This is a genomic window from Halomonas sp. XH26 (genome assembly GCF_024138895.1).
GTDB classification, from domain to species: Bacteria; Pseudomonadota; Gammaproteobacteria; order Pseudomonadales; family Halomonadaceae; genus Vreelandella; species Vreelandella alkaliphila.
Map to the genome: position 1 here is coordinate 207,444 of NZ_CP071889.1, position 25,967 is coordinate 233,410.

19 protein-coding genes and 4 tRNA genes are annotated in these 25,967 nt (G+C 53.2%); 17 read left to right on the plus strand and 6 right to left on the minus strand.

Features of this window, described 5'->3' with window-relative positions:
* Nucleotides 1-40: 40 nt before the first annotated feature.
* The 6 genes from J4377_RS00930 to typA form a co-directional block, all read right to left on the minus strand.
* Nucleotides 41-1,366: a branched-chain amino acid ABC transporter permease gene (locus J4377_RS00930; protein WP_253486403.1), complete on the minus strand. Its 1,326-nt coding sequence runs from the start codon at nucleotides 1,364-1,366 to the stop codon at nucleotides 41-43.
* Nucleotides 1,366-2,370: a branched-chain amino acid ABC transporter permease gene (locus J4377_RS00935; RefSeq protein WP_253486404.1), complete on the minus strand. Its 1,005-nt coding sequence runs from the start codon at nucleotides 2,368-2,370 to the stop codon at nucleotides 1,366-1,368. Before J4377_RS00935 ends, J4377_RS00930 begins: the two co-directional genes overlap by 1 nt.
* Before the next feature lie 16 nt (nucleotides 2,371-2,386).
* On the minus strand, nucleotides 2,387-3,115 hold the full coding sequence (locus J4377_RS00940) for an ABC transporter ATP-binding protein (RefSeq protein ID WP_030074224.1): 729 nt from the start codon (nucleotides 3,113-3,115) through the stop codon (nucleotides 2,387-2,389).
* Between the two features lie 85 nt (nucleotides 3,116-3,200).
* A complete protein-coding gene (locus tag J4377_RS00945; RefSeq protein ID WP_253486405.1) occupies nucleotides 3,201-3,971 on the minus strand; it encodes an ABC transporter ATP-binding protein in 771 nt (256 codons plus the stop codon).
* A 53-nt stretch (nucleotides 3,972-4,024) separates the two neighbouring features.
* Nucleotides 4,025-5,458: a sodium-dependent transporter gene (locus tag J4377_RS00950; protein WP_095604366.1), complete on the minus strand. Its 1,434-nt coding sequence runs from the start codon at nucleotides 5,456-5,458 to the stop codon at nucleotides 4,025-4,027.
* 308 nt (nucleotides 5,459-5,766) lie between these two features.
* Nucleotides 5,767-7,593 carry a translational GTPase TypA gene (gene typA / locus J4377_RS00955; RefSeq protein ID WP_038480345.1) on the minus strand — a complete coding sequence of 609 codons (1,827 nt, stop codon included), beginning with the start codon at nucleotides 7,591-7,593 and terminating at the stop codon, nucleotides 5,767-5,769.
* Between the two features lie 163 nt (nucleotides 7,594-7,756).
* Between typA and J4377_RS00960 the strand changes: the two genes are divergently transcribed.
* The 17 genes from J4377_RS00960 (at nucleotide 7,757) to fusA (ending at nucleotide 25,947) form a co-directional block, all read left to right on the plus strand.
* Complete coding sequence (locus J4377_RS00960; protein WP_038480348.1) at nucleotides 7,757-8,740, plus strand: biotin--[acetyl-CoA-carboxylase] ligase; 984 nt, start codon at nucleotides 7,757-7,759, stop codon at nucleotides 8,738-8,740.
* Entirely contained in the window at nucleotides 8,737-9,576 is an 840-nt protein-coding gene (locus J4377_RS00965; protein ID WP_038480351.1) for a type III pantothenate kinase, read from the plus strand. Before J4377_RS00960 ends, J4377_RS00965 begins: the two co-directional genes overlap by 4 nt.
* A 138-nt stretch (nucleotides 9,577-9,714) precedes the next feature.
* Nucleotides 9,715-9,798 (plus strand) — tRNA-Tyr (locus tag J4377_RS00970).
* 105 nt (nucleotides 9,799-9,903) lie between these two features.
* A tRNA-Gly gene (locus J4377_RS00975) sits at nucleotides 9,904-9,977 on the plus strand.
* A gap of 14 nt (nucleotides 9,978-9,991) precedes the next feature.
* Nucleotides 9,992-10,066 (plus strand) — tRNA-Thr (locus tag J4377_RS00980).
* A gap of 141 nt (nucleotides 10,067-10,207) precedes the next feature.
* A tRNA-Trp gene (locus J4377_RS00985) sits at nucleotides 10,208-10,283 on the plus strand.
* Between the two features lie 73 nt (nucleotides 10,284-10,356).
* Nucleotides 10,357-10,740, plus strand: coding sequence for a preprotein translocase subunit SecE (gene secE, locus J4377_RS00990; RefSeq protein WP_030074218.1), 384 nt, complete (start codon nucleotides 10,357-10,359; stop codon nucleotides 10,738-10,740).
* A gap of 8 nt (nucleotides 10,741-10,748) precedes the next feature.
* On the plus strand, nucleotides 10,749-11,282 hold the full coding sequence (gene nusG, locus J4377_RS00995) for a transcription termination/antitermination protein NusG (RefSeq protein WP_038480355.1): 534 nt from the start codon (nucleotides 10,749-10,751) through the stop codon (nucleotides 11,280-11,282).
* Nucleotides 11,283-11,405: 123 nt separating this feature from the next.
* The gene (gene rplK, locus J4377_RS01000) at nucleotides 11,406-11,837 is read left to right on the plus strand and encodes a 50S ribosomal protein L11 (RefSeq protein WP_009098963.1); all 432 of its coding nucleotides are present in this window, start codon (nucleotides 11,406-11,408) and stop codon (nucleotides 11,835-11,837) included.
* Nucleotides 11,838-11,839: 2 nt separating this feature from the next.
* Complete coding sequence (rplA, locus tag J4377_RS01005) at nucleotides 11,840-12,532, plus strand: 50S ribosomal protein L1 (RefSeq protein WP_095604369.1); 693 nt, start codon at nucleotides 11,840-11,842, stop codon at nucleotides 12,530-12,532.
* Between the two features lie 298 nt (nucleotides 12,533-12,830).
* Nucleotides 12,831-13,334: a 50S ribosomal protein L10 gene (gene rplJ / locus J4377_RS01010; RefSeq protein ID WP_009723910.1), complete on the plus strand. Its 504-nt coding sequence runs from the start codon at nucleotides 12,831-12,833 to the stop codon at nucleotides 13,332-13,334.
* 112 nt (nucleotides 13,335-13,446) lie between these two features.
* On the plus strand, nucleotides 13,447-13,818 hold the full coding sequence (gene rplL, locus J4377_RS01015; RefSeq protein WP_038480362.1) for a 50S ribosomal protein L7/L12: 372 nt from the start codon (nucleotides 13,447-13,449) through the stop codon (nucleotides 13,816-13,818).
* Nucleotides 13,819-14,169: 351 nt separating this feature from the next.
* A complete protein-coding gene (rpoB, locus tag J4377_RS01020) occupies nucleotides 14,170-18,246 on the plus strand; it encodes a DNA-directed RNA polymerase subunit beta (RefSeq protein WP_038480365.1) in 4,077 nt (1,358 codons plus the stop codon).
* A 10-nt stretch (nucleotides 18,247-18,256) separates the two neighbouring features.
* Nucleotides 18,257-22,471, plus strand: coding sequence for a DNA-directed RNA polymerase subunit beta' (gene rpoC, locus J4377_RS01025; protein WP_095604371.1), 4,215 nt, complete (start codon nucleotides 18,257-18,259; stop codon nucleotides 22,469-22,471).
* Nucleotides 22,472-22,669: 198 nt separating this feature from the next.
* On the plus strand, nucleotides 22,670-23,044 hold the full coding sequence (gene rpsL / locus J4377_RS01030; RefSeq protein WP_009098973.1) for a 30S ribosomal protein S12: 375 nt from the start codon (nucleotides 22,670-22,672) through the stop codon (nucleotides 23,042-23,044).
* Nucleotides 23,045-23,185: 141 nt separating this feature from the next.
* Complete coding sequence (rpsG, locus tag J4377_RS01035) at nucleotides 23,186-23,656, plus strand: 30S ribosomal protein S7 (protein WP_009098975.1); 471 nt, start codon at nucleotides 23,186-23,188, stop codon at nucleotides 23,654-23,656.
* A gap of 167 nt (nucleotides 23,657-23,823) precedes the next feature.
* Nucleotides 23,824-25,947, plus strand: coding sequence for an elongation factor G (fusA, locus tag J4377_RS01040; RefSeq protein WP_253486406.1), 2,124 nt, complete (start codon nucleotides 23,824-23,826; stop codon nucleotides 25,945-25,947).
* Nucleotides 25,948-25,967: the final 20 nt, after the last annotated feature.

The following is a 25,967-nucleotide window of genomic DNA, read 5'->3' on the forward strand; positions in this document are numbered from 1 at the left end:
GCGTTTTTTAGCACGGTGAGTTTTTAGCACTGTGAGGACGTTAACCGTGGGTTTTTATTTTCTCTGGCAGCAGACCTTTTGGAGCAAAGCGTAGTACCAGGGTAATCAACATACCGATTACCAGAACCCTTGCTTGCAGTGCTCGGCTATCCATATTGCTAGGCGCTTCCCAGCCGAAGGCATTTTCCCCCAGTGTGACCGCTAGTTGCATTAAGAATAGCGCCAGCGGTTCTGACATAATCCAAATGATATAAACCGCGACCGCCCCAAAAATGGTGCCAAGGTTATTACCTGGGCCGCCTAAAATCACCATGACCAGCACCAGGAAGGTGTGATTGAGAGGCAAGTAGCCTTGAGGGTCAAACAGGCTGTTAAAGGTGCCCAACATGCCGCCGCCAAGGCCCATCAAAATGCAGCCTAATACGAAAATCTCCAAGCGCCGCTTGTTGATATCTTTACCCATGGCCGCTGACGAGACTTCGTTATCGCGAATCGCACGAATCATTCTTCCCCAGGGGGCGTGGTAAGCCCGATGGAGTAAAAAGAAAATCACTGCTATCACGACAGCCGTCACTGAAAGATAAATCGCTCGGGAAAGCGTAAAGCCGAGTTCAGCTGGGCCGGGGGTAGGCCAAGGGAGAGGCGATACCGTGGCAGTGCCGCGTGTCAGCCAGTCGGAATTTTTCAAAAAAGCTTTGATGATTTCCGCGATACCTAGTGTGGCAATGGCGAGGTAGTCACTGCGTAGGCCAAGGCAAACGTGGCCAATAAAGTAGCCAACGCCGCCCGCCAACGCGCCACCCACAATCCAGCCTACCCAGGCAGGTAAGCCAAATCCGCCAATAAAGCCCGCTTGAGACTGTATTTGACTGGTCACTTCGCGCAGCAGGCTGATGACAATCAAGTAGAGTACGATCCCGATCACGATGGCGAGCACGGTGCGTAGCCTTTTCGGCACACCGAATCGGTCAAGCTTCGTCACTCCGACGACGATCAGGGTTGCCGCAATGCCATACAGCAGAACTTGGCCAAGTTCTCCCGGTAGTTCGGTACCCCAGAATGCGTCATTCACCGGAACGCTAAATAGCATGGCGCAGAAACCGCCGAGCGCGACAAAGCCCATGACGCCAGCATTAAACTGCCCGGCATAGCCCCATTGAATCGTTAGGCCAAGGGCAAGAATGGCGTAACAAGCAGCCTCTACCAGCATACGCGTGCTGTAGGCTGCTCCCATTACCGCGTAGACCGCTAGCACGGCAGCTAATAGAGCGCCAAACAGCACCAGTTCGCGCAACGGAAAACGCCGTTCAGGAGTGGCATCCTTGGGCGTGTAAGCAGGATTACGGTTTTTTGTGGAATGGCTCATTAGATCACCTTGCCTTTAAACAGGCCGGTAGGACGCCACACTAAGATGGCTACCAAAATAAAGAACGGCACCACAATTTTGTACTCAGTGCCTACAAAGGCGAGATTGGAGGGGAGCTCTAGCCAAGTAGGTAGACTGTCGCGGAACGGGCGCAGGAGAACATTCCAATTAAATACTGCCAGGGTTTCTGCAAAGCCGACGACAAATCCTCCTGCAATGGCCCCGTACGGGTGGCCTACGCCTCCGACAATGGCCGCCGCGAAAATAGGCAGTAGCAGGAAGAAGCTTAGGTCGGGTTTAAACGTGACGTCTAGTGACAGCAGGGTGCCCGCAATCGCCGCCAGTGCGCCTGCAATCACCCAAGTGACGGCCACGATGGTGTTGGTATTAATGCCAGATGCCTGGGCAAGTTCAGGGTTGTCTGACATGGCGCGCATGGCTTTGCCAAGTCGCGAGCGATTGAGGAATAGGTGTAGGGCGACCACTGCCACTAACGTAATCACAAACAGATAAATCTGTGGTTCAGTAATCACGATGGGGGCTCGAACTCCCTCGAAAGGCAGCGCGAGGCGGAAAATTTCCTTGCGGTCATCGACGTATAAGCTTTGACCACCGGTACCGGAAAATAGCCGGATAAGCCCTTGGAGCATAAGTGTCACGCCCAGCGAGCCAATCACCATCACGATAGGCTTGACGCCATGGGCGCGTAGCGGCTTATAGAACGCCTTATCAATGCCTACTGCCAGTGCTGCAGTAAGCAGCATCGCTAGCGGCAGCATGATAAGCGCCGTTGGTACGCCGGTACTGGCACCTGCCGCTGGGAAGGCAGTTGTCAGTAGTAGCACCATAAAGGCACCAAAGGTCATTATGTCGGCATGGGCAAAGTGGGCAAAGCGCATAATGCTAAAAATTAGCGTGACGCCAATGGCGCCAATGGCATAAATAGAGCCAGTGACGCTACCTGCAATCACTACGTTATTGATAAAAAAGACCAGTTCGTTCACGCGTTTCTCCCCCGGGCTAGCCGCCCAAAAAGCTTTTGGCGACGTCAGGGTCAGCCAGTAACGCAGCCCCCGTGTCTGTAAAGCGGTTTTGTCCGGCCGCCAGCACAAAGCCTTTATCGGCAATGGCTAAGGCCTGTTTAGCATTCTGTTCCACCATCAAAATGCCCACGCCGGCAGCGTTAATTTTTTTAACCCGGTCAAAAATTTCATTCATGTAAAGAGGCGACAAGCCAGCGGTTGGCTCATCCAGTAGCAGCAGACTAGGTTCAGCCATTAGCGCACGGCCCATGGCGACCATTTGGCGCTGGCCACCGGAAAGCTCTCCTGCGGGCTGGTGGCGCTTCTCAACGAGAGGGGGGAAGAAGTCGTAAACTTGCTCCAGCATGCGCTTTACGTTTTGAGGTTTTAGATAGGCGCCCATTTCCAGGTTTTCTTTCACCGTCAGGCTGGGGAAAACGTTTTTCTCCTGGGGGACAAACCCCATGCCACGCTCAACCAACTGATTCGGCGGCAGGTTATGGATCGGCTGACCGTTAAGCAAAATCTCGCCTTGATTAACGTTCAGCAGCCCAAATACTGCTTTTAGCATAGTGGATTTGCCAGCCCCGTTAGGGCCAACAATGACACCGACTTCATCGGCATACAGGGTCATATTGACCCCGTTAAGGATATTCATACTGCCATAGCCGCCGTGCACATCGCGTGCCTCGAGCAGTGGCTGTGGGGATGACGGTGTGGATGACATAAACGCGTCTCAGCTGGGTCGCACTGCGGTGAACAATGGCGACCATGTTGTTGTGGCTATTGTTTCGGTGACAAACTCAGCGCTATCAAGCGGCATCAGTACCGAAATAGGCTTCTATAACGGCCGGATTGTTTTGTATTTCTTCAATTGAACCCTCAACCATAACGCTGCCTTGTGCCAGTACAATCACTGGATCGCAGAGCCGCGAAATCATATCCATATCGTGCTCAATCACCAGAAAGGTATAGCCCATTTCGCGATTTAAACGCTCGATGTTGCCCATTAAGTCGCCGAGTAGCGTGCGGTTTACACCGGCGGCGATTTCGTCTAACAGCACGACTTTGGCATCGGTCATCATCGTGCGGCCAAGCTCTAGCAATTTTTTCTGACCACCCGATAAGTTGCCCGCAAGCTCGTTGCGTACATGACGCAAACCAACAAAATCAATGACTTCCAGTGCGCGGCGGCGCACCTCAGCCTCCTGGCTGCGAACCAGAGCAGGCTTGAACCAGGTGTTAAATAGACGCTCCCCTGCTTGGTTGGGTGGCACCATCATCAAGTTTTCCAACGCGCTCATTTGGCTGAACTCATGGGCGATTTGGAAGGTACGCAGTAATCCTTTGTGGAAACGTTGATCAGCGCTCAGCGACGTAATGTCTTCACCGTCCAACAGAATGCGGCCACTATCTGACGTAAGTGCGCCCGCAATTAAATTGAAAAGCGTCGACTTACCTGCCCCATTGGGGCCGATCATGCCGGTAATCGAACCCTTTTCAACCCGGATTGAGCAGTCATTGATAACGTGCAGTCCGCCGAAGGCTTTGTTGACGTGTTGTACCTCAATAAGGGGAGTCATCGTGTCCTCGCGTCGCAGGCGACCTTATGTCTGCCTGCGTTATTAGAATTATATTAAGCAGACTTACGCAGCCGCTGAGTCAAGGCAAATGCACCCACAATGAGCAGTGCACCGAGGGTTGGGATAACGTAGCCTTCCACCTGTGGAATAGTGCGTAAAAATACAAACGACACCGCAGCAGGGCCAACAAAGCGCACCAGGAACCGCCAGGTTTTAAACCAAGTGATGTTGGTGCCAAGCTCTTTCATTACTTCGCTTTGAGTCAGTGCCCAGCCCGCGAATAGAGCGATCATTAGCCCGCCCAGCGGCATAAAGATATTGGTCAACAGCTCAATGAACTCAAAAGCGCTGCGTCCAAATAGAGCGTGGAAAATCGTACCTTCGGCCCATATATTGAAGCTTACCACTGTCAGTAAGCCCATCGCCCAAGCCGCGACGACCATGATGGTGACTGCCTGAGGGCGCGTCATATCAAAACGCTCAACCAGGAAGGCAGCGACCGGCTCTATCAATGAAATAGACGAGCTAATCGCGGCCCCTAGCACCAGAATAAAAAAGACCCCGCCCACCAGAGCACCAAACGGCATGTCAGCAAATGCTAGCGGCAGAGTAACAAACATCAATCCCGGGCCTTGGCCGGTTTCGAGCCCCGCACCAAATACCAACGAGAAAATTGCTAGCCCTGCCACCATGGCAACCGCAGTATCTACAAATGCTACGGCGATAGCGGTACGGGTTAGAGAGGCTTCGCTGGACATATAAGCGCCGTAGGCCATGATGGCACCCATCCCAAGGCTCAGGGTGAAGAAGGATTGCCCCATCGCCTGTAACCAGCCTTCTAAGCTGAGATCAGCAATATTGAACGTGAACAGAAAGCTGGCTGCCGCTCTTACGTCGCCATTGATGACGCCGTAGATAAGCACCACGATGAGAATAACAAACAGCGCTGGCATCATGATGCGTAGCCCTGACTCGATCCCTTTATGAATCCCCATGCCGACAATTAATGCCGAGAAGGCGATAAACAGCGTGTGATAAAGCGTCATCAGGCCTGGAGACGCCAGCAACGCATCAAAGCCAGCACTAATCGTTGCTGCATCGGCACCGACTAATGAGCCGGTTAGCATCAGCCACGTGTAATGCAGTGCCCAGCCTGCAATGACAGAATAAAAACTCAAAATTAAAAAGGCGGAAGCCGCGCCCAGCCAGCCAATGGATTCCCAGGCACGGGAGGTCTTGTGTGTTTTAGTTAAATGGCGCATCCCCATAATAGGGCTTTGACGACTGGTACGCCCAAGCATTGTTTCGGCAATTAAAATGGGGATGCCGACAGCAAAGATGGTCAGTGCATAAATTAAAATAAACGCGCCACCACCATTTTCCCCGGTGAGATAGGGGAAGCGCCAGAGATTGCCTAAGCCGACGGCTGAACCTACCGCTGCCAGCAAAAACGTGCCTTTGTGAGTCCAGACGTTATGACCGCTCATGTGGAGGAGTGTCCGTGTGGTAGTGGAAGGATGAGGGTAACTATCCAAACACTTGTATGAATTGTAGATTGCCAGCGGCCTAGGGGCGCACTGTTAATAGCGTTACTTTGCGATAGAACGCCTACGCTTACCAGCCTGCTAGCGTTAAGGCTGCGTTTATGAAGCCACTTGGCGCAGGGGGCGGGGCGTGTGGGGTAATGCGAAGGCAGGAAATGAGTGAGGGGTGATCGTTAACCGAAGCCAAAAAAAGAAGCCCGCACATGGCGGGCTTTAGGGGTACTTACTATCGAGCATTGACTGGCAAGAGCTTACTTCTTGCTAGCACGCTTGCGCTCGTTTTCGGTCAGGTGCTTCTTGCGTAGACGAATATGGCTGGGAGTAACTTCAACCAGTTCATCGGAATCCAAGAATTCGATAGCCTGCTCAAGAGTAAACTTGATCGGCGGCGTCAACACGATGTTTTCATCGTTACCCGTTGAGCGCATGTTATCGAGTTTTTTGCCTTTGGTCGGGTTAACGACCATGTCATTGGCACGATTATTAATACCAATCAGCATACCTTCGTATACTTCAGTGGCGTGATCAATAATCAGCTTGCCGCGTTCTTGCAGGGCGTAGAGTGCATAAGCAAGGGCTTTGCCGCCAACCATTGAGACCAGTACGCCATTGCGACGCTCGATGGAAGCATCAGGCTTTAGCGGACCGTAGTGATCAAAGCGGCTGGTCAGGATGCCGGTGCCAGAGGTCAAGGTTAAGAATTGACCACGGAAACCAATCAAGCCGCGCGCCGGAATGATAAAGTCGAGACGCACACGACCCTTACCATCGGGGTTCATATTGGTCATTTCACCCTTGCGGTAGCCAAGCTCTTCCATGATCGAGCCTTGATGCTGCTCTTCACAGTCGATGATGACTTCTTCGTAGGGCTCTTGCTTAACGCCGTCGATCTCTTTAATGATGACTTCTGGGCGGCCAACCGCCAGCTCGAAGCCTTCGCGACGCATGGTTTCAATCAACACTGATAAGTGAAGCTCACCACGGCCAGAAACTTTGAACTTCTCAGGGGTTTCGCCCTGTTCAACGCGTAGCGCCACGTTGTGGATAAGCTCTTGTTCCAGGCGATCTTTAATATTACGGCTGGTGACGAACTTACCTTCTTTTCCGGCGAACGGTGAGTCATTGACCTGGAACGTCATCGAAACGGTCGGCTCGTCAACAGACAACGGCGGTAGCGCTTCAATGGCACTCGGGTCACACAGCGTGTCAGAAATTGATAGATCTTCAATGCCAGTAACGCAGACGATATCGCCTGCTGTCGCTTCCGTTGTCTGGACGCGCTCAAGACCCATATGGGTCATGACCTGGCCGATCTTACCCTTGCGGGTAGAGCCATCAACGCTGATGACCGAGATTTGCTGGTTAGGCTTCACCGAGCCACGTTTGATGCGGCCAAGGCCGATAACGCCAACGTAGCTGTTGTAATCCAGTGCGGAGATTTGCATCTGGAATGGGCCATCGATCTCAACCGCGGGCGGCTCAACGATATCGACAATTGCCTGGAACATGGGGTCCATGTTGTCGGACAGCTCTTCAGGGTCCATGCCGGCAATGCCGTTTAGCGCCGAGCAGTAGATGATCGGGAAGTCGAGTTGGTCATCAGAAGCCCCTAGGTTGTCAAACAGATCAAAGATCTGGTCGATAACCCAGTCCGGGCGTGCGCCGGGGCGGTCAATTTTATTGACGACGACGATCGGCTTCAGGCCCTGGGCAAATGCTTTCTGGGTAACGAAGCGAGTCTGCGGCATAGGGCCGTCAACGGCGTCTACCAGAAGCAGTACCGAGTCCACCATGGACATAACCCGCTCGACTTCGCCACCAAAGTCGGCGTGTCCAGGGGTGTCCACGATGTTGATGTGGTAATCCTTACCATTGCCATCTTGCCACTGAATAGCAGTGTTTTTGGCCAGGATGGTAATACCGCGCTCTTTTTCCTGGTCATTGGAGTCCATGATGCGCTCTTGGCCTTCGGCCTTGCGGTCGAGCGTTCCAGACTGGCTTAACAGCTTGTCTACCAAGGTAGTTTTACCGTGGTCAACGTGGGCGATGATGGCAATGTTGCGAAGATTCTCGATCACGACGCGATCCTGCTAGAAAAATAGGGCGGCATTATAGGGTCTGGGCGCGGTCCACTACCAGTGCTGTCTTAAATAAAGGTGCAAGTCAATAACCTAAACATGGCAGTTTTCGCTCCAGCGGTGCTTCCGTTAAGATAGGCGTTTTCCCAGTTGGGGCAAGCACATGACCATCGGTAACCTGATGCGTTTGTTGAGCGATGGCGAGGTTCATTCCGGTGAACAATTAGGTGAAGCGCTGGGCGTTTCCCGAGCCGCCGTATGGAAACAACTAAAAAAATTAGACGCACTGGGCGTTGAACTGGTGGCTGTGAAAGGTCGAGGGTATCGACTTGCCTATCCGCTAGAGCCGCTTGATGGGGCAAAAATTGTAGAGCGTTTGCCCGCTAGTGCTCGCCATCTCTTAACCAGGCTATTCATTGAAGACCAGCTGCCATCGAGCAATGAATATGTGCGCGAACGCTTTGCGCAGGGAGCCGGGCACGGTGAAGTATGCTTTGCTGAGCTACAAACCGCAGGTCGTGGCCGTCGCGGGCGCGTATGGTCTACGCCTTGGGGGCAAAGCTTGATGCTCTCGCTTGGCTGGCGTTTTGAATCAGGGGTTAACGCGCTGGAGGGGTTGAGTCTTGCGGTTGGCGTGGTGGTTGCTCAAGTGCTGGAGCAGTATGGGGTTTCACCAAAATTAAAATGGCCTAACGATATACTACTGGCAGAGAAAGGTAGTGAGCTTGGCAAGCTGGCCGGTATTTTGATTGAAGTCACTGGGGATGCGGCGGGCCCCTGTGAAGTGGTCATTGGCATTGGTATGAATCTATCGCTACCCGATAGCCTGCGTGCCGCTATTGATCAGCCTGTAGCAGCGCTGTTTGATGCAAAAGCGGGTATTTCGCGCAATCAGTTAGCCGCGGATATGGTGTCTGAGTTATTGGATATGCTGGCAGGCTTCGAAAACGAAGGGTTTGCCCCTTGGCGAGATGAATGGAATAGTCGCCATGCCTATGCAGGGTTGCCGATCCGTATTATTCAGGGTGAACGCTCAAGCGATGCAGTGGCTAGAGAGGTAGATGAGAGTGGTAATCTTTGGGTTACCGAAAATGATCACTCGCGACGCCTGTCGGGCGGTGAGATCAGTGTACGCAGGCGCCTATGATTTTGGATTTGGATATCGGCAATACGCTATCGAAATGGCGTTTAAAAGATGCCGAAAGTAGTGAAATACGTTCACGAGGTGCTGTGTGGACACGGGAAGAGTGGCGGCCTGGGTCAGATATTCCGAATCTTGATGTCGTCGAGGCGGTGCGCATTTCCAGTGTCGCTAGAGCTGCCGTGCTGGAGGAGACCGTTGCCTTGCTGCGTCGCCAGGTGCGCCAAGTGTATGTTGCGCGCTCAACTCCTGAGGCTCTGGGTGTTGTCAACGGGTATGAAGAGCCTGGGCGACTGGGCGTCGATCGTTGGATGGGGGCGCTGGCAGGCTATCAATTGGCTGGCGGTTGCTGTGCAGTCGATTGTGGTAGTGCGATCACCATTGATTTTGTATTACCGGGTGGTGTCCATCTCGGCGGATTTATCGTCCCCGGGTTACGATTAATGAAAGAGAGTCTCAAATTAGGCACCCGCAACGTAGCCATTGATCCAGAAAGTGAAGCTGATGCGTTATTGGAGCCGGGGAGGCGTACGGTAGATGCTGTTAATCACGGTATCTATATGGCGGCGGTCAGTGCGATTAACAGAATTTACAGTGAAGTATGCGATCAACAGGGGATTGCACTGCCAGTGCTATTGACGGGTGGTGATGCCAGGGTGGTTTCGCGTGGTGTTCAAGTGCCCCATGCGGTATGGCCGGATATGGTCTACGGGGGGTTGGAAGCCAGCTTTCCGCTGACCTTTGCGGAACGTGCTGGAAAAATGTCAGGCGCGCCAGGGGTGCCTGAACCTGTTTCGTTAGAAAAAATTCGCGCAGGTCTTGCATTCTCAATGCTGCTTTGACAGAATGCAGCGCGTTCCAAGGCATAAGCCACTTCAAATATTAGTGCGCAAGTGTTGGTAAGTTCACAAGCTTTGATAAATAAAGAGTTTGTAAGCTTGACATGGCTTTGGAGGCTGGCATAATGTGCCGCCACAGCTGGAGAGGTTCCCGAGTGGCCAAAGGGAGCAGACTGTAAATCTGCCGCGAAAGCTTCGAAGGTTCGAATCCTTCCCTCTCCACCAGTTTTATCGAGCAGTGACTGAGTCATTGCTTGGGAATGGAAGGCCGGTAAGCGGGCTTAGCTACTGTATCTCGTGCAACGGGTTGTCATTCCATAGGCAAGTTCGGCGGGCGTAGTTCAATGGTAGAACCTCAGCCTTCCAAGCTGATGGTGCGGGTTCGATTCCCGCCGCCCGCTCCAGTTTGATGTATTTAGCTCATGTAGCTCAGGGGTAGAGCACACCCTTGGTAAGGGTGAGGTCGACGGTTCAATTCCGTCCATGAGCTCCATATTGCATGAAAGCGAGCTAAGCTCGCTTTTTTTGTTTTCACTTGTCAGTTTGATGAGTGTTGAGGGTTGTCAGGCGGAAAGTTATCCGCTATTATGGCGCCCGCTGTTGCGTAGGCATTTGTTTGCGCACATGACGATACAGGCCAGTAGCTCAATTGGCAGAGCAGCGGTCTCCAAAACCGCAGGTTGGGGGTTCGATTCCCTCCTGGCCTGCCAGCCTTCCCCAGGTTGGTATGTCTTTTTCTAGTATTCCTTTGTCGCTCGCTGCACCCTTGGGAGTCTCGTTTTTATGAAGCCTAGTTCCGTAAAACATGGCGAAGAGGTGCAACAGTCGCGCCATGACGGGCTCAAGTGGGCGGCGGTTGTGGCGCTGCTTGTTGTTGCAGTTGTTGGTAATACCTATTTCGCTGATATTGGCCTGCTCTACCGCGTATTAGGTGTGGTGGTGTTGTGTGCGATTGCGGGTTTGATCGCGCTGACCACCGCTAAAGGTCGCGATTTAGTAGAGCTTGCCGTCAGCGCCAAGAAAGAGATACAGCGCGTTGTATGGCCGACTCGCCCCGAAACCATTCAGACTACAGCCATTGTGCTGGCGGCTGTTGTGGTGGTGGGTTTGATGCTGTGGTTGATTGATACTCTTCTTGGCTGGGCGATGTCCGGCGTCATTGGTTAGGAGCTTTCATGTCCAAACGTTGGTATGTCGTCCACGCTTATTCCGGCTTTGAAAAGCATGTCATGCGTTCGCTTGTCGAACGCGTGAAAATGTATGGCATGGAAGATCGCTTTGGCGAAATTCTCGTGCCGACGGAAGAAGTCGTTGAAGTACGTGACGGAAAGCGCCGTAAGAGTGAGCGCAAATTCTATCCAGGCTACGTGCTGGTCGAGATGGAAATGGCCGACGAAACCTGGCATCTCGTCAATGAAACTCCGCGTGTAATGGGGTTTATTGGTGGCACGAAAGAGAAGCCTGCACCTATTACTTCGCGTGAAGCTGATGCTATTTTGCGTCGCGTGAAAGACGGTACTGATAAGCCGCGGCCCAAAACCATGTTTGAGCCGGGTCAGTCGGTTCGCGTTATTGATGGTCCGTTTGCTGACTTTAACGGTGTCGTTGAAGAAGTGAACTATGACAAGAGCCGTTTGCAGGTCAGCGTGCTGATCTTCGGGCGGGCAACGCCTGTGGAGCTTGAGTTCTCTCAGGTGGAGAAAGAGTAAGTTTAATTAAGTGGCGGGGTGGTGTGCATTGCACGCCATCCTTGCATTATGTGAAGCAGCTAAGCGCTGCTTTATGTGTACCGGGGAGCCGTAAGGCGCTATCACCCAACTGGAGTATTTAACATGGCCAAGAAAGTACAGGCTTATATCAAACTGCAGGTTGCTGCAGGTAAAGCCAATCCTAGTCCGCCCGTCGGCCCCGCGCTGGGTCAGCACGGCGTGAACATCATGGAATTCTGTAAGGCGTTCAATGCGGCTACTCAAGAAATTGAGCCTGGTCTGCCGACGCCTGTCGTGATCACCGTTTACTCTGACCGTAGCTTCACGTTCGTCACCAAGACACCGCCTGCTGCCGTACTGCTGAAAAAAGCAGCGGGCATCAAGTCTGGTTCTGGTGAGCCGAACAAGAAGAAAGTTGGTACCGTTACGCGTGAACAGCTCGAAGAGATCGCTAAGACCAAAGAGCCCGATATGACGGCTTCTGATCTCGATGCCGCGGTGCGCACCATCGCTGGCAGCGCTCGTAGCATGGGCCTAAACGTGGAGGGTCTCTGATCATGGCTAAACTAACTAAGCGCGCGAAAGTTATTCGCGAGAAAGTAGACCCGAACAAAGCTTACTCTCTTGAAGAAGCGGTTGCGCTGCTCGCTGAGCTGTCCACCGTTAAATTCAAAGAGTCCTTGGATGTGGCGATCAATCTTGGTGTTGATCCGCGTAAATCTGACCAGGTTGTACGTGGCGCTACTGTCATGCCTAACGGTACTGGCAAAGACGTACGCGTAGCGGTCTTCACCCAGGGTGCTAACGCCGATGCTGCTAAAGAAGCAGGCGCTGACATCGTAGGTATGGAAGATTTGGCTGAGCAAGTCAAAAAAGGCGTGATGGATTTTGACGTCGTGATTGCTTCTCCAGATGCTATGCGTGTTGTTGGTCAGCTGGGTCAGATTCTTGGTCCGCGCGGCCTGATGCCTAACCCGAAAGTTGGTACCGTTACACCTGACGTTGCCACCGCGGTTAAAAATGCTAAGGCAGGCCAGGTGCGTTTCCGTACCGACAAAAATGGCATTATCCACACAACGTTGGGTAAAGCTGATTTTGAAGCATCTGCTGTTCTGGGTAACCTGGAAGCACTGGTTGCTGACCTTAAGAGGCTCAAGCCGAGCTCTTCTAAAGGTGTCTACTTTAAGAAAGTCACCCTGTCCACTACTATGGGCCCAGGCTTGACTATCGACCACTCTGCGCTGGTATAAGCAGGTAGTCGTACGATTTTTGTAAGAACCGAGCAAGAACTTTGCGGTCCCCTGTTAATGCGCAAGCCAAGCAGGGCATCGTCAAAGACCGCAGGTGCCGCATCTTTTAGAGGTGCGGCTTAATCGCCCTTAAAGCGCCTGCGCAGATGGTGTGGCCGCCAGTTGGTTGAGGTTTTTAGCCAAACCGCTTTCTGGTGAGCACCATCCCCCAAGGCTTCCAGCGTTATTTATTTATCGTCTGGAAGAGATGGTAACCACCGGAGCCTGTTGTGGGTTCCGGCACGAAGGAGTGATCACTGTGCCACTAGCACTTGAAGGCAAGAAAGCGATTGTTGCCGAGGTCAGTGAAGCGGCCAAGGGCGCACTCTCCGTCGTAGTTGCCGATTCTCGCGGCGTTACAGTCGGTAAAATGACCGACCTGCGTAAGCAAGCGCGTGAGAATGGCGTCCAGCTGCGTGTTGTTCGCAACACTCTGGCACGCCGCGCCCTCGAAGGTACTCAGTGGGAGTGCCTGAACGAGAGCTTTGTTGGTCCTACTCTGCTGGCTTTCTCTACCGAGCACCCGGGCGCTGCCGCTCGTTTGTTCAAAGAGTTTGCGAAGCAAGATCAGAACTTCGAAGTGAAGGCGCTGGCCTACGAAGGTGAGCTGATTCCGGCTGCTGACATCGATCGTCTGGCAACCCTACCGACTTACGACGAAGCAATTGCCAAGTTGATGTCGGTAATGAAAGAAGCCTCCGCTGGCAAGCTGGTTCGTACTCTGGCCGCCCTGCGCGACCAGAAGCAAGAAGAAGCTGCATAAGCAGGCCTTTTTGCAAGCAGTCTGCGCTGCATAAGCAGGGCGCTGCTTGAACCATGCAATGAATCCTGAGCACTCGGTAGACCGAGGCTCCCGCAAAGTTAGGAATGAGACAATGGCACTGACCAAAGACGATATCATCAATGCTGTAGCCGACATGTCCGTAATGGAAGTTGTCGAGCTGATCGAAGCAATGGAAGAGAAATTCGGCGTTTCTGCTGCAGCAGCTGTAATGGCTGGTCCGGCTGGCGGCGGCGAAGCAGCTGCTGAAGAACAGACTGAATTTGATCTGGTACTGACCTCTGCTGGCGACAAGAAAGTTAACGTCATCAAAGCAGTTCGTGAAATCACTGGTCTTGGCCTGAAAGAAGCCAAAGGTGCAGTTGATGGCGCGCCGGCTACCATCAAAGAAGCAATGTCTAAAGAAGACGCTGAAGCAGCTAAAACCAAGCTGGAAGAAGCGGGCGCAAGCGTCGAGCTCAAGTAATTCTTGTGCTGACGGCTTTACGCGCTGCGTAAGCTTCCACGGCTGGCGGCGGGCTTATCCCGCTGCCGGCCTTTTTCTGTTGTATCATGTTGCTCGGCAGCATTACAGCAGGAAGGCTGCGGTAAGAAGCAGCAAAACAGTAAGACCGTTGTTGTGAAGCGTAAGTTGTGAAGCGTAAGTTGTGAAGCGCGAGTGATAACGAAGCGCTAGCAGCACTACTGTAACACTGTTATCTATCAAGATTTTTGACGGCGAGCTACCGATTTAGGAGCTTGCTGTCTGCGTCTGAAACGCCCGCGGGGCAGATGACCACGCATCGGTCACCCATGGTGAACAAGCTGGGGAATACAGATGGCTTACTCATATACTGAGAAAAAACGCATCCGCAAGGATTTCGGCAAACTGCCCCAAGTGATGGATGTGCCTTACTTGCTGGCCATCCAGCTTGATTCCTACTACGACTTTCTCCAGCAGGATCGTTCGCCCGACGAGCGCCACGAGATTGGTCTGCACGCGGCGTTTAAGTCCGTGTTTCCGATCGAAAGCTTCTCTGGGAATGCGGCGCTGGAGTATGTCAGCTACCGTTTCGGCACGCCGGCGTTCGATGTAAAGGAGTGTCAGCTGCGTGGCGTGACCTATTCCGCCCCGCTGCGTGTCAAGGTTCGCTTGATCATCTATGATCGCGACTCCTCGAACAAGGCAATCAAGGATATTAAAGAGCAGGAAGTCTACATGGGGGAAATCCCCCTGATGACCGAGAATGGTACCTTTGTCATCAATGGTACTGAGCGGGTTATCGTTTCTCAGCTCCACCGTTCGCCCGGTGTGTTCTTCGATCACGATAAAGGCAAGAGTCACTCCTCTGGTAAGCTGCTCTATTCTGCCCGAGTGATTCCTTATCGTGGTTCCTGGCTGGACTTCGAGTTCGATCCTAAAGACAACGTCTTCGTACGTATTGACCGTCGCCGGAAACTGCCAGCGTCGGTGTTGATGCGTGCCCTGGGAATGAGCACCGAAGAGATCCTTGAAGAGTTTTTCGAGACTAGCAAGTTTAGCATTGAAAAAACTGGCTTCTTCGTAGAGCTGGTACCGTCACGCCTGCGCGGTGAAACCGCGACTTTCGACATTAAAGATGGCGAAGGTAATGTCATTGTTGAAGAAGGGCGTCGTATTACCCAGAAGCACATCCGCCAGCTTGAAAAAGCCGGCCTGGAGCGTCTGGAAATACCGATGGAGTACCTGTTTGGTAAAACGTTGGCCAAGGATCAGATCGATACTAAAACTGGCGAGCTGATCTGCCCGTGTAATACCGAAATTACGCCAGAAGTACTTGAGCGTATGGCGCAGGGTGGCATCACCCACATCGAAACGCTCTACACGAACGATCTCGACTGTGGTTCGTTTATTTCCGATACGCTTAAGCTGGATGCCACCGGCTCCGCGCTTGAAGCGTTGGTCGAAATTTATCGCATGATGCGCCCTGGTGAGCCGCCCACCAAAGAAGCTGCTGAGACGCTGTTTAATAACTTGTTCTTCAGCGAAGATCGCTACGACCTGTCAGGCGTCGGTCGTATGAAGTTTAACCGCCGTCTGCGTCGTGATACCGACACGGGCTCTGGCGTGCTAGATCGCAAAGACATCCTTGATGTTCTGCGCGAGCTGATCAATATCCGTAACGGCTTTGGTGACGTTGACGATATCGATCACCTGGGTAACCGCCGTATTCGCTGTGTTGGCGAAATGGCTGAAAACCAGTTCCGCGTTGGCTTGGTTCGCGTAGAGCGTGCAGTGAAAGAGCGTCTTTCCATGGCGGAAAGCGAAGGTCTGATGCCGCAAGATCTGATCAACGCTAAGCCGGTAGCGGCAGCGGTGAAAGAGTTCTTCGGTTCTAGCCAGCTTTCCCAGTTTATGGATCAGAACAACCCGCTTTCTGAGGTTACTCACAAGCGTCGTGTGTCTGCACTCGGCCCAGGTGGTTTGACCCGTGAGCGTGCCGGTTTCGAAGTGCGCGACGTACACGCTACGCACTACGGTCGCTTGTGCCCGATCGAAACGCCGGAAGGTCCGAACATCGGTCTGATCAACTCGTTGGCGACGTACAGTCACACCAACAGCTACGGCTTCCTCGAAACGCCGTACCGTAAGGTCAACTCCTGTCAAGTGACGGACGATATCGTTCACCTGTCGGCAATCGAAGAGGGTGATTTCGTTATTGCCCAGGCGTCAGCTACTGTGGATGAGTCCAACAGGCTGAGTGACGACTTGGTTCAGGTGCGTCACCGTGGTGAAACCACGTTTATGCGTCCTGAGCAGGTCACACTAATGGACGTGTCTCCGCGCCAGGTTGTTTCAGTCGCGGCCGCACTGATTCCGTTCCTGGAGCACGATGATGCTAACCGCGCCTTGATGGGGGCGAACATGCAGCGTCAGGCGGTACCCACCTTGCGCGCTGACAAGCCGCTAGTGGGTACTGGCATGGAGCGCTTCGTAGCGCGTGACTCCGGTGTTTGTGCCGTGGCACGTCGTGGTGGTGTGATCGACTCCGTTGACGCGCGTCGTGTCGTGGTGCGGGTACATGAAGATGAGATCATCGGCGGTGAAGCCGGTGTTGATATCTACAACCTGACCAAGTACACCCGTTCAAACCAGAACACCTGTATGAACCAGCGCCCCATTGTGCGGCCTGGCGACAGTGTGGCCCGTGGCGATATCCTTGCCGACGGCCCGTCTGTTGATATGGGTGATTTGGCGCTCGGCCAGAACATGCGCATCGCGTTCATGCCCTGGAATGGTTACAACTTCGAGGACTCTATCCTGCTGTCTGAGCGGGTGGTTCAAGAAGACCGCTTCACCACGATTCATATTCAGGAACTGACCTGTGTATCCCGCGATACCAAGTTAGGGCCGGAAGAGATCACCGCCGATATTCCCAACGTTGGTGAGTCCGCGCTGGGTAAATTGGACGAAGCGGGTGTTGTTTACATCGGTGCTGAAGTTGGCCCCGGCGATATCCTGGTCGGTAAGGTAACACCGAAAGGTGAAACCCAGCTGACGCCGGAAGAGAAGCTGCTACGCGCTATCTTCGGTGAGAAAGCATCTGACGTTAAAGATACTTCGCTGCGTGCGCCGACCGGCATGAAGGGTACTGTCATCGATGTCCAGGTATTTACCCGTGACGGCGTTGAAAAAGACTCTCGTGCACTTGCTATCGAACAGATGCAGCTGGACGAAGTGCGTAAAGATCTTCAGGAAACCTATCGTATCGCTGAAGACGCTACTTTTGAGCGTTTGCAGCGTACGTTGGAAGGCCAGGCTGTTAATGGCGGCCCGAACCTGAAGAAAGGCGATGTGCTTGACGAGGCTTACCTCGACGAGCTACCGCGTCAGCAGTGGTTCAAGCTGCGCATGCAGGATGAGGCTTACAACGAGCTCTTGGCCCAGGCCGATGAGCAGCTCGAAAACCGTCGTAAAGAGATGGACGAGCGCTTTGAAGATAAGAAGCGCAAGCTGACCCAGGGCGATGATCTCGCACCGGGCGTGCTTAAAATCGTCAAGGTTTACATGGCGGTTAAGCGTCGTATTCAGCCTGGCGACAAGATGGCAGGCCGTCACGGTAACAAAGGTGTTATCTCGGCGATCATGCCCATCGAAGATATGCCATTCGATGAGAAGGGCGAGCCGGTTGATGTGGTGTTGAACCCGCTGGGTGTACCGTCGCGGATGAACGTTGGTCAGATCCTGGAAACACACTTGGGTATGGCTGCCCGTGGTTTGGGTGTCAAGATTGACGCGATGTTACGTGATGCCCGTGGTCAGCAAGTTGCTGAAATTCGTGACTTCCTGGGCCAGATATATAACACGCCGGGAACCCGTGTTGAGGATATCGACTCGTTAAGCGATGAAGAAATCATTGCGCTAGCGAAAAACCTCAAAGGCGGTGTGCCCATGGCAACGCCGGTGTTCGATGGTGCTAAAGAGCACGAGATCAAACACTTGCTGAAGCTTGCTGACATTCCTGAGTCTGGCCAGATGACGCTGTACGATGGCCGTACTGGCGATGCGTTTGACCGCTCGGTGACCGTTGGCTACATGTATATGCTCAAGCTGAACCACTTGGTAGACGACAAGATGCACGCGCGCTCTACCGGTTCTTACTCGCTAGTGACTCAGCAGCCGCTGGGTGGTAAGGCGCAGTTCGGTGGTCAGCGCTTTGGTGAGATGGAAGTGTGGGCGCTGGAAGCTTACGGTGCCGCGTATACGCTGCAAGAGATGCTCACCGTCAAGTCGGACGACGTCGAAGGCCGCACCAAGATGTATAAAAACATCGTGGATGGCGACCACACCATGCAGGCAGGCATGCCGGAATCCTTCAACGTACTCGTGAAGGAAATCCGCTCGCTGGGCATCGATATCGAGTTAGAGAGCTAGGAGCCGTCCCATGAAAGATTTGGTGAAAGTACTCAAATCGCAATCTCAGTCCGAAGAGTTTGACGCGATCAAGATTACCCTGGCGTCGCCGGACATGATTCGCTCCTGGTCGTTTGGCGAGGTGAAGAAGCCCGAGACCATCAACTACCGTACCTTTAAACCGGAACGGGATGGTCTGTTCTGCGCCAAGATTTTCGGCCCAGTCAAAGACTACGAGTGTTTGTGCGGTAAGTATAAGCGCATGAAGCACCGCGGCATCATTTGTGAGAAGTGTGGCGTTGAAGTCACCAAGGCTGCCGTGCGCCGTGAGCGCATGGGCCACATCGAATTGGCATCGCCAGTGGCTCACATTTGGTTCTTGAAGTCACTGCCGTCGCGTATCGGCATGTTCCTCGATATGACCCTGCGTGATATCGAGCGCGTGCTGTACTTCGAAAGCTTTGTCGTCATCGATCCCGGTATGACCACGCTGGAGCGTGGTCAGTTACTCAACGATGAGCAGTACTTTGAAGCGCTAGAAGAGTTCGGTGATGACTTCGACGCCCGCATGGGTGCTGAAGCTGTCCAAGAACTGCTGAAAGATATTGATCTGGAAGAAGAGATTAATCACCTGCGTGAAGAGATTCCGCAGACTAACTCTGAAACTAAGATTAAGAAGCTTTCAAAGCGCTTGAAGCTACTTGAAGCGTTCTACCACTCCGGCAATGCGCCGGCGTGGATGGTCATGGAAGTGCTGCCCGTGCTGCCGCCGGATCTTCGTCCGTTGGTGCCCCTGGACGGCGGCCGCTTCGCGACCTCAGACCTGAACGACCTTTATCGTCGCGTCATCAACCGTAACAACCGTCTGAAGCGTCTGCTTGACCTCAATGCGCCGGATATTATCGTGCGTAACGAGAAGCGCATGCTGCAAGAAGCGGTTGATGCGTTGTTGGATAACGGCCGTCGTGGTCGTGCCATTACGGGTTCTAACAAGCGTCCGCTGAAATCCCTTGCCGATATGATCAAAGGTAAGCAGGGTCGTTTCCGTCAGAACTTGCTAGGTAAGCGCGTCGATTACTCCGGCCGTTCGGTAATCACTGTTGGTCCGACTCTGCGTCTGCACCAGTGTGGTCTGCCTAAGAAAATGGCGCTTGAGCTGTTCAAGCCGTTTATCTACTCCAAGCTGCAGTCGCTGGGCTATGCCTCAACGATCAAAGCAGCGAAGAAAATGGTTGAGCGCGAACTGCCCGAGGTGTGGGACATCCTTGCCGATGTTATCCGCGAGCACCCGGTACTGCTTAACCGCGCACCGACGCTCCACCGTCTTGGTATCCAAGCGTTTGAGCCGCTGTTGATCGAAGGTAAAGCGATCCAGCTGCACCCGCTGGTATGTGCCGCCTACAACGCCGACTTTGACGGTGACCAGATGGCGGTACACGTACCGCTGACCCTGGAAGCCCAGCTTGAAGCGCGTGCGCTGATGATGGCCACCAATAACGTGCTGTCGCCTGCCAACGGTGAGCCGATTATCGTGCCGTCGCAAGACGTTGTTCTGGGTCTGTATTACATGACCCGCGAAAAGATCAACGCCAAAGGCGAAGGCATGGTGTTCTCTGACCTCAATGAGGTAGAGCGCGCGTTCGGTACGCAGTCGGTATCGCTGCACGCTCGCGTGAAAGTGCGTCTGGACGAAGTCGATGTCGAAGAAGAGACCGGCGAGCGTAGTTTCCATCGCCGCATCTACGATACGACGGTTGGCCGTGCGCTACTGTTCCGCATTCTGCCGGAAGGTGTGCCGTTCTCGCTAATTGATCAGCCGATGAAGAAAAAGGCGATCTCTAGCTTGATCAACGAGGTATACCGTCGTGCAGGTTTGAAACCGACGGTTATCTTCGCTGACCAACTGATGTACACCGGTTTCCGTTTGGCAACGTGGTCGGGCGCCTCTATCGGTGTTAACGACTTCGTTATTCCTGATGCGAAAACCGAGATTGTCGACGCTGCAGAAGCGGAAGTTAAAGAGATCGAAGATCAGTTCTCTTCTGGCCTGGTAACCGCCGGTGAGAAGTACAACAAGGTTATCGATATCTGGTCGAAGGCCAACGATAAAGTTGCCAAGGCGATGATGGTAGGTATCTCCAAAGAGACCGTCATCGATCGTGAAGGCAACGAAGTTGAGCAAGACTCGTTCAACAGCGTCTTTATCATGGCTGACTCCGGTGCGCGTGGTTCTGCCGCCCAGATCCGTCAGTTGGCGGGTATGCGTGGTTTGATGGCTAAGCCGGATGGCTCGATCATCGAAACGCCGATCGTCGCCAACTTCCGTGAAGGTCTGAACGTACTCCAGTACTTCATCTCGACCCACGGTGCACGTAAAGGTCTTGCGGATACGGCTCTGAAAACGGCTAACTCCGGTTACCTAACCCGTCGTCTGGTTGACGTTGCCCAGGACTTGGTCATCACTGAGACCGACTGTGGCACCGAAAACGGTTTGACCTTGCACCCGATCATCGAAGGTGGCGACATCATTGTACCGCTGTCTCAGCGTGTACTTGGTCGTGTCGTTGCGATTGATGTTATTGATCCAAGTAATGATGAAGTGCTTATTCCGCGCGGCACATTGCTGGACGAAAAGTGGTGTGCATCGCTAGACACCATGGGCGTAGACGAGATCATTGTTCGTTCTACCATTACCTGTGACACCGCCCACGGCGTGTGTGCCTCCTGTTATGGCCGCGACTTGGCGCGTGGCCATCAGGTCAACATTGGTGAGTCTGTCGGTGTTATCGCCGCACAGTCCATCGGTGAGCCGGGTACCCAGCTGACCATGCGTACGTTCCACATCGGTGGTGCGGCGTCGCGTTCATCGGCAGTAGACAGCGTTCAGGTCAAGCATGGCGGTAAAGTACGTCTCCACAACATCAAGCATGTAGAGCGGGCCGACGGCAAATTGGTCGTTGTCTCTCGCTCCAGCGCACTTGCTGTTGCTGATGACCATGGCCGCGAGCGTGAGTACTACAAGCTGCCTTACGGTGCCGAGCTGTCTGTTCGTGACGGTGATGTCGTCGATGGCGGTGCGATTGTCGCGAAGTGGGATCCGCACACTCACCCGATCATTGCCGAGGTAGAAGGTAAGGCGCAGTTTATCGACCTTGACGAAGGTGTCACCATGCACCGTAGCGTCGATGAAATGACTGGTCTGTCGTCTATTGAGGTTATCGAGTCAGCAGCCCGCCCGATGGCAGGCCGCGATAAGCGCCCGATGGTGATGCTGAAAGACGCTGCTGGCGAGTACGTGTCGGTGTCTGGATCGAATACGCCGGTACAGTACCTGTTGCCGGGCAACTCGATTATCTCTGTCGATGATGGCGCTACCATTGGTGTAGGTGAGGTTGTTGCACGTATTCCGGTAGAGGCGTCTGGTAACAAAGATATTACCGGTGGTCTGCCGCGTGTTGCCGACTTGTTTGAGGCGCGCAAGCCGAAAGAGTCGTCAATCTTGGCTGAAATCAGTGGTGTGGTCAGTTTCGGTAAAGAGACAAAGGGTAAGCGTCGCTTGACGATTACCCCAGAGTCTGGCGACCCGTTTGAAGCGTTGATCCCGAAATGGCGTCAAATCGCTGTCTTCGAGGGTGAAACCGTTGAGAAGGGTGAAGTAATCTCGGATGGTCCGAGCAACCCCCACGATATCCTGCGGTTATTGGGCGTGGCGGAACTGGCCAAATACATCACCGCCGAAGTGCAAGATGTTTACCGCCTCCAGGGTGTAGGCATCAACGATAAGCATATCGAAGTTATTGTTCGCCAGATGCTGCGTAAGGTAGAGATCTCTGATTCAGGCGACTCTGACTTTATTACTGGCGATCAAGCTGAACTCGTCCGCGTGCTAGAACAGAATGCGCGTCTCGAGAAAGAAGGTAAATTCCCGGCCAAGTATCAACGCTTGCTGCTGGGTATCACTAAGGCCAGCTTGGCCACTGAGTCGTTCATTTCAGCGGCGTCGTTCCAGGAAACGACACGTGTATTGACCGAGGCAGCGGTAACCGGCAAGCGCGATTATCTACGCGGCCTGAAAGAAAACGTGGTGGTTGGACGTCTGATTCCGGCAGGTACCGGTCTGACTCACCACGCAGAGCGTCGTCGCAAGCGCGAAGACGTTGAGCGTCTGTTCAATCCCTCGGCTACCGAAGTTGAACAGGAGCTTGGTGCTCAGTTAACCGCCCTTGATTCAGACGATGAGCTGTAATCGACGGTAAGGAAAACGAGTAACAACGAGTCGCTGGCCCTTATGGTGCAGTCTTGCTGGTTAAACCGCCAGCAAGACTTGACGCCACCTAGGGTCAGCCTTTAGAATGCGCAGCCTTTAACAGTGGGGTGGGTGCGCCCGCACCTGCTGCTAGTATTTGTTGAAAGGCCAGGCAACCATTGGAGTCAGCTAAACACCATGGCAACGATTAATCAGCTAGTGCGCAAGCCGCGTAAGCGCCCCGTCACTAAGAGTGACGTACCTGCGCTACAGGCATGCCCGCAGAAACGTGGCGTTTGTACGCGCGTTTATACTACTACCCCTAAGAAGCCGAACTCGGCCCTTCGTAAGGTCTGCCGTGTGCGCCTTACCAACGGTTTCGAAGTGTCTTCTTACATCGGTGGTGAAGGTCACAACCTGCAAGAGCACTCTGTTGTTCTGATTCGCGGTGGTCGTGTAAAGGATTTGCCAGGTGTGCGTTATCACACCGTTCGTGGCGCCCTTGACACCTCTGGCGTACAGAACCGTAAGCAGGGTCGTTCTAAGTACGGTACCAAGCGTCCGAAGTCCTAAGGCGTCTTGTTGCGGCGTCTTATGACGCTGGCGTTGTTACCTTAATATGAATATGACGGTCTGATAAGAGTAAGGTCGGGCGGCGCAAATAGCGCAATTGGTCCCGGGTTTACCTGAAGGATCCTTAATTGAGGGCTTATCATGCCTAGAAGAAGAGTTGTAGCTAAACGCGAAATCCTGCCGGATCCTAAGTTCGGAAGTGAGCGTCTGGCGAAGTTCATGAACCACCTGATGGTCAGCGGCAAGAAGTCCATAGCTGAGCGCATCGTATACGGTGCGTTGGACAAGGTTGCCGAGCGTAGTAATGAAGAGCCGCTGGAAATCTTCGACAAAGCGCTGGAAACCATCCAGCCGATGGTCGAAGTAAAGTCGCGCCGTGTTGGTGGTGCGACCTATCAGGTGCCGGTCGAAGTTCGTCCTTCGCGTCGCCAAGCCCTAGCAATGCGCTGGTTGGTAGACGCAGCGCGTCGCCGCGGTGAGAAAACGATGGTTCAGCGCCTGGCAGGTGAAATGCTGGATGCCGCTGAAGGCAAAGGCTCGGCTGTTAAGAAGCGTGAAGATGTGCACCGTATGGCAGAAGCCAACAAGGCCTTCTCTCACTATCGTTTCTAAACTCGGCGTTTCTGAGTTTGTGTTTGATTTTGCTGGTTGTGCTGCGCTAAAGAGTTTTTTCGCCATGCTGCAACACACTGCCGCTACCTTTATGGGTGGCGGCGGTGGGACACGCAAAATGAACACTGCTGAATTAACGAGCATTGCCAACTAACGGGAGCTTCACCGTGGCACGCAAAACACCGCTTAATCGCTATCGCAACTTGGGTATTGTTGCCCACGTTGATGCAGGTAAGACAACCACGACAGAACGTGTTTTGTTTTACACTGGCGTAAACCACAAGCTGGGCGAAACCCATGAAGGTGCTTCGACTACTGACTGGATGGAGCAAGAGCAGGAGCGTGGTATTACTATCACCTCGGCTGCTGTTACTACCTTCTGGAAAGGTATGAATCACCAGTTTGATGAGCACCGCATTAATATCATCGACACCCCTGGGCACGTTGACTTCACTATCGAAGTTGAGCGTTCTTTGCGTGTTCTTGATGGTGCTGTTGTTGTACTGTGCGGTTCTTCCGGCGTTCAGCCGCAGACCGAAACCGTATGGCGCCAGGCCAATAAGTATGAAGTTCCGCGTATGGTCTTCGTTAATAAGATGGACCGTACCGGTGCAGACTTCTTCATGGTTGTTGACCAGTTGAAGGAACGCTTAGGTGCTAACGCTGTGCCAATCCAGATTAACTGGGGTACAGAGGAAGACTTTAAAGGCGTTATCGACCTGATCGAGATGAAGGCTATCCTCTGGAATGAGGCAGACTTAGGCACTTCGTATGAGCTTGTCGATATTCCTGCTGAGCTACAAGAGACTGCCGAAAAATATCGCGAGCAAATGGTCGAAGCCGCAGCTGAAGGCTCTGATGAATTGATGGATAAGTACCTCGAAGGTGGGGAACTGACCATTGAAGAAATCAAAGCAGGTCTTCGTGCGCGTACGCTGGCTAGCGAAATCGTTCTAGTGACCTGTGGTTCTGCCTTTAAGAATAAGGGTGTTCAAGCAGTCCTGGATGCGGTTGTTGAGTACCTGCCCTCACCGACAGAAGTTAAAGCAATCGAAGGTGAGCTGGACGACAAAGATGGTACCGTAGCGACCCGCGAAGCGGACGACAGTGCTCCGTTTGCGGCGTTGGCGTTTAAGATCGCTACCGACCCCTTCGTTGGTACCTTGACCTTTATTCGCGTTTACTCAGGCGTTCTTAAGTCTGGTGACGGTGTTTATAACTCCGTTAAGCAGAAGAAAGAGCGTGTTGGTCGTATCGTTCAGATGCACGCCAATACTCGTGAAGAGATTAAAGAAGTACTAGCGGGCGATATTGCAGCGTGTATTGGTCTGAAAGATGTGACTACAGGTGACACCCTGTGTGATATCGATCACAAGATCGTACTCGAGCGCATGGAGTTCCCGGATCCGGTTATCTCTGTTGCCGTAGAGCCTAAGTCGAAAGCTGACCAGGAAAAAATGGGTGTTGCACTGGGTAAATTGGCCCAGGAAGATCCTTCCTTCCAGGTGAAAACTGACGAAGAAACCGGCCAGACTATTATTTCTGGTATGGGTGAGCTGCACCTGGATATTCTGGTCGACCGTATGCGTCGCGAGTTTAAGGTTGAGGCCAATATCGGTAAGCCGCAGGTTGCTTACCGCGAAACCATCCGTGGCAGTATTGAGCAAGAAGGCAAGTTTGTGCGCCAGTCAGGTGGTCGTGGACAATACGGTCACGTGCATCTGCGCATTGAGCCGCTTGCTGCTGAAGAGAAGGGCGAAGGCGATGAAGAAATCTTCTTCAAGTTCGTCAACGAAATTGTTGGTGGTGTGGTTCCCAAGGAATACATCCCGGCAGTAGAAAAAGGTGCCTACGAACAGCTGAAGAACGGTGTCATCGCGGGTTACCCGATGATCGACGTTAAAGTCACGCTGTACGATGGCTCTTACCATGACGTGGACTCTAATGAGACTGCGTTTAAGATTGCTTCTTCCATGGCGGTTAAAGAAGGTGCCAGGAAGGCCAAGGCCGTGCTGCTGGAACCGGTGATGAAGGTCGAGGTCGTGACCCCCGAAGATTTCATGGGTGACGTCATGGGTGACCTGAACCGTCGTCGCGGTCTGGTGCAGGGCATGGATGACTCCAGCTCCGGCAAAGTCATCCGCGCAACGGTGCCGCTGGGTGAGATGTTCGGTTACGCAACCGATCTGCGCTCTCAGACCCAGGGCCGTGCGAGCTACTCTATGGAGTTCGCGAAGTACGACGAGGCGCCCTCCAGCGTCGTAGAAGCCGTCATCAACCAAAACGGTTAACCGTTAGCTAACGTAAAGAG

Bases quoted from the DNA above. Each gene is read 5' to 3' on its own strand.
- rpsL (WP_009098973.1), top strand. From the start codon at position 22,670: ATGGCAACGATTAATCAGCTAGTGCGCAAGCCGCGTAAGCGCCCCGTC.
- J4377_RS00930 (WP_253486403.1), bottom strand. From the start codon at position 1,366: ATGAGCCATTCCACAAAAAACCGTAATCCTGCTTACACGCCCAAGGAT.
- rpoB (WP_038480365.1), top strand. From the start codon at position 14,170: ATGGCTTACTCATATACTGAGAAAAAACGCATCCGCAAGGATTTCGGC.
- J4377_RS00940 (WP_030074224.1), bottom strand. From the start codon at position 3,115: ATGTCATCCACACCGTCATCCCCACAGCCACTGCTCGAGGCACGCGAT.
- J4377_RS00945 (WP_253486405.1), bottom strand. From the start codon at position 3,971: ATGACTCCCCTTATTGAGGTACAACACGTCAACAAAGCCTTCGGCGGA.
- nusG (WP_038480355.1), top strand. From the start codon at position 10,749: ATGTCCAAACGTTGGTATGTCGTCCACGCTTATTCCGGCTTTGAAAAG.
- rplA (WP_095604369.1), top strand. From the start codon at position 11,840: ATGGCTAAACTAACTAAGCGCGCGAAAGTTATTCGCGAGAAAGTAGAC.
- rpsG (WP_009098975.1), top strand. From the start codon at position 23,186: ATGCCTAGAAGAAGAGTTGTAGCTAAACGCGAAATCCTGCCGGATCCT.
- rpoC (WP_095604371.1), top strand. From the start codon at position 18,257: ATGAAAGATTTGGTGAAAGTACTCAAATCGCAATCTCAGTCCGAAGAG.
- secE (WP_030074218.1), top strand. From the start codon at position 10,357: ATGAAGCCTAGTTCCGTAAAACATGGCGAAGAGGTGCAACAGTCGCGC.
- rplK (WP_009098963.1), top strand. From the start codon at position 11,406: ATGGCCAAGAAAGTACAGGCTTATATCAAACTGCAGGTTGCTGCAGGT.
- rplL (WP_038480362.1), top strand. From the start codon at position 13,447: ATGGCACTGACCAAAGACGATATCATCAATGCTGTAGCCGACATGTCC.
- J4377_RS00950 (WP_095604366.1), bottom strand. From the start codon at position 5,458: ATGAGCGGTCATAACGTCTGGACTCACAAAGGCACGTTTTTGCTGGCA.
- J4377_RS00960 (WP_038480348.1), top strand. From the start codon at position 7,757: ATGACCATCGGTAACCTGATGCGTTTGTTGAGCGATGGCGAGGTTCAT.
- J4377_RS00965 (WP_038480351.1), top strand. From the start codon at position 8,737: ATGATTTTGGATTTGGATATCGGCAATACGCTATCGAAATGGCGTTTA.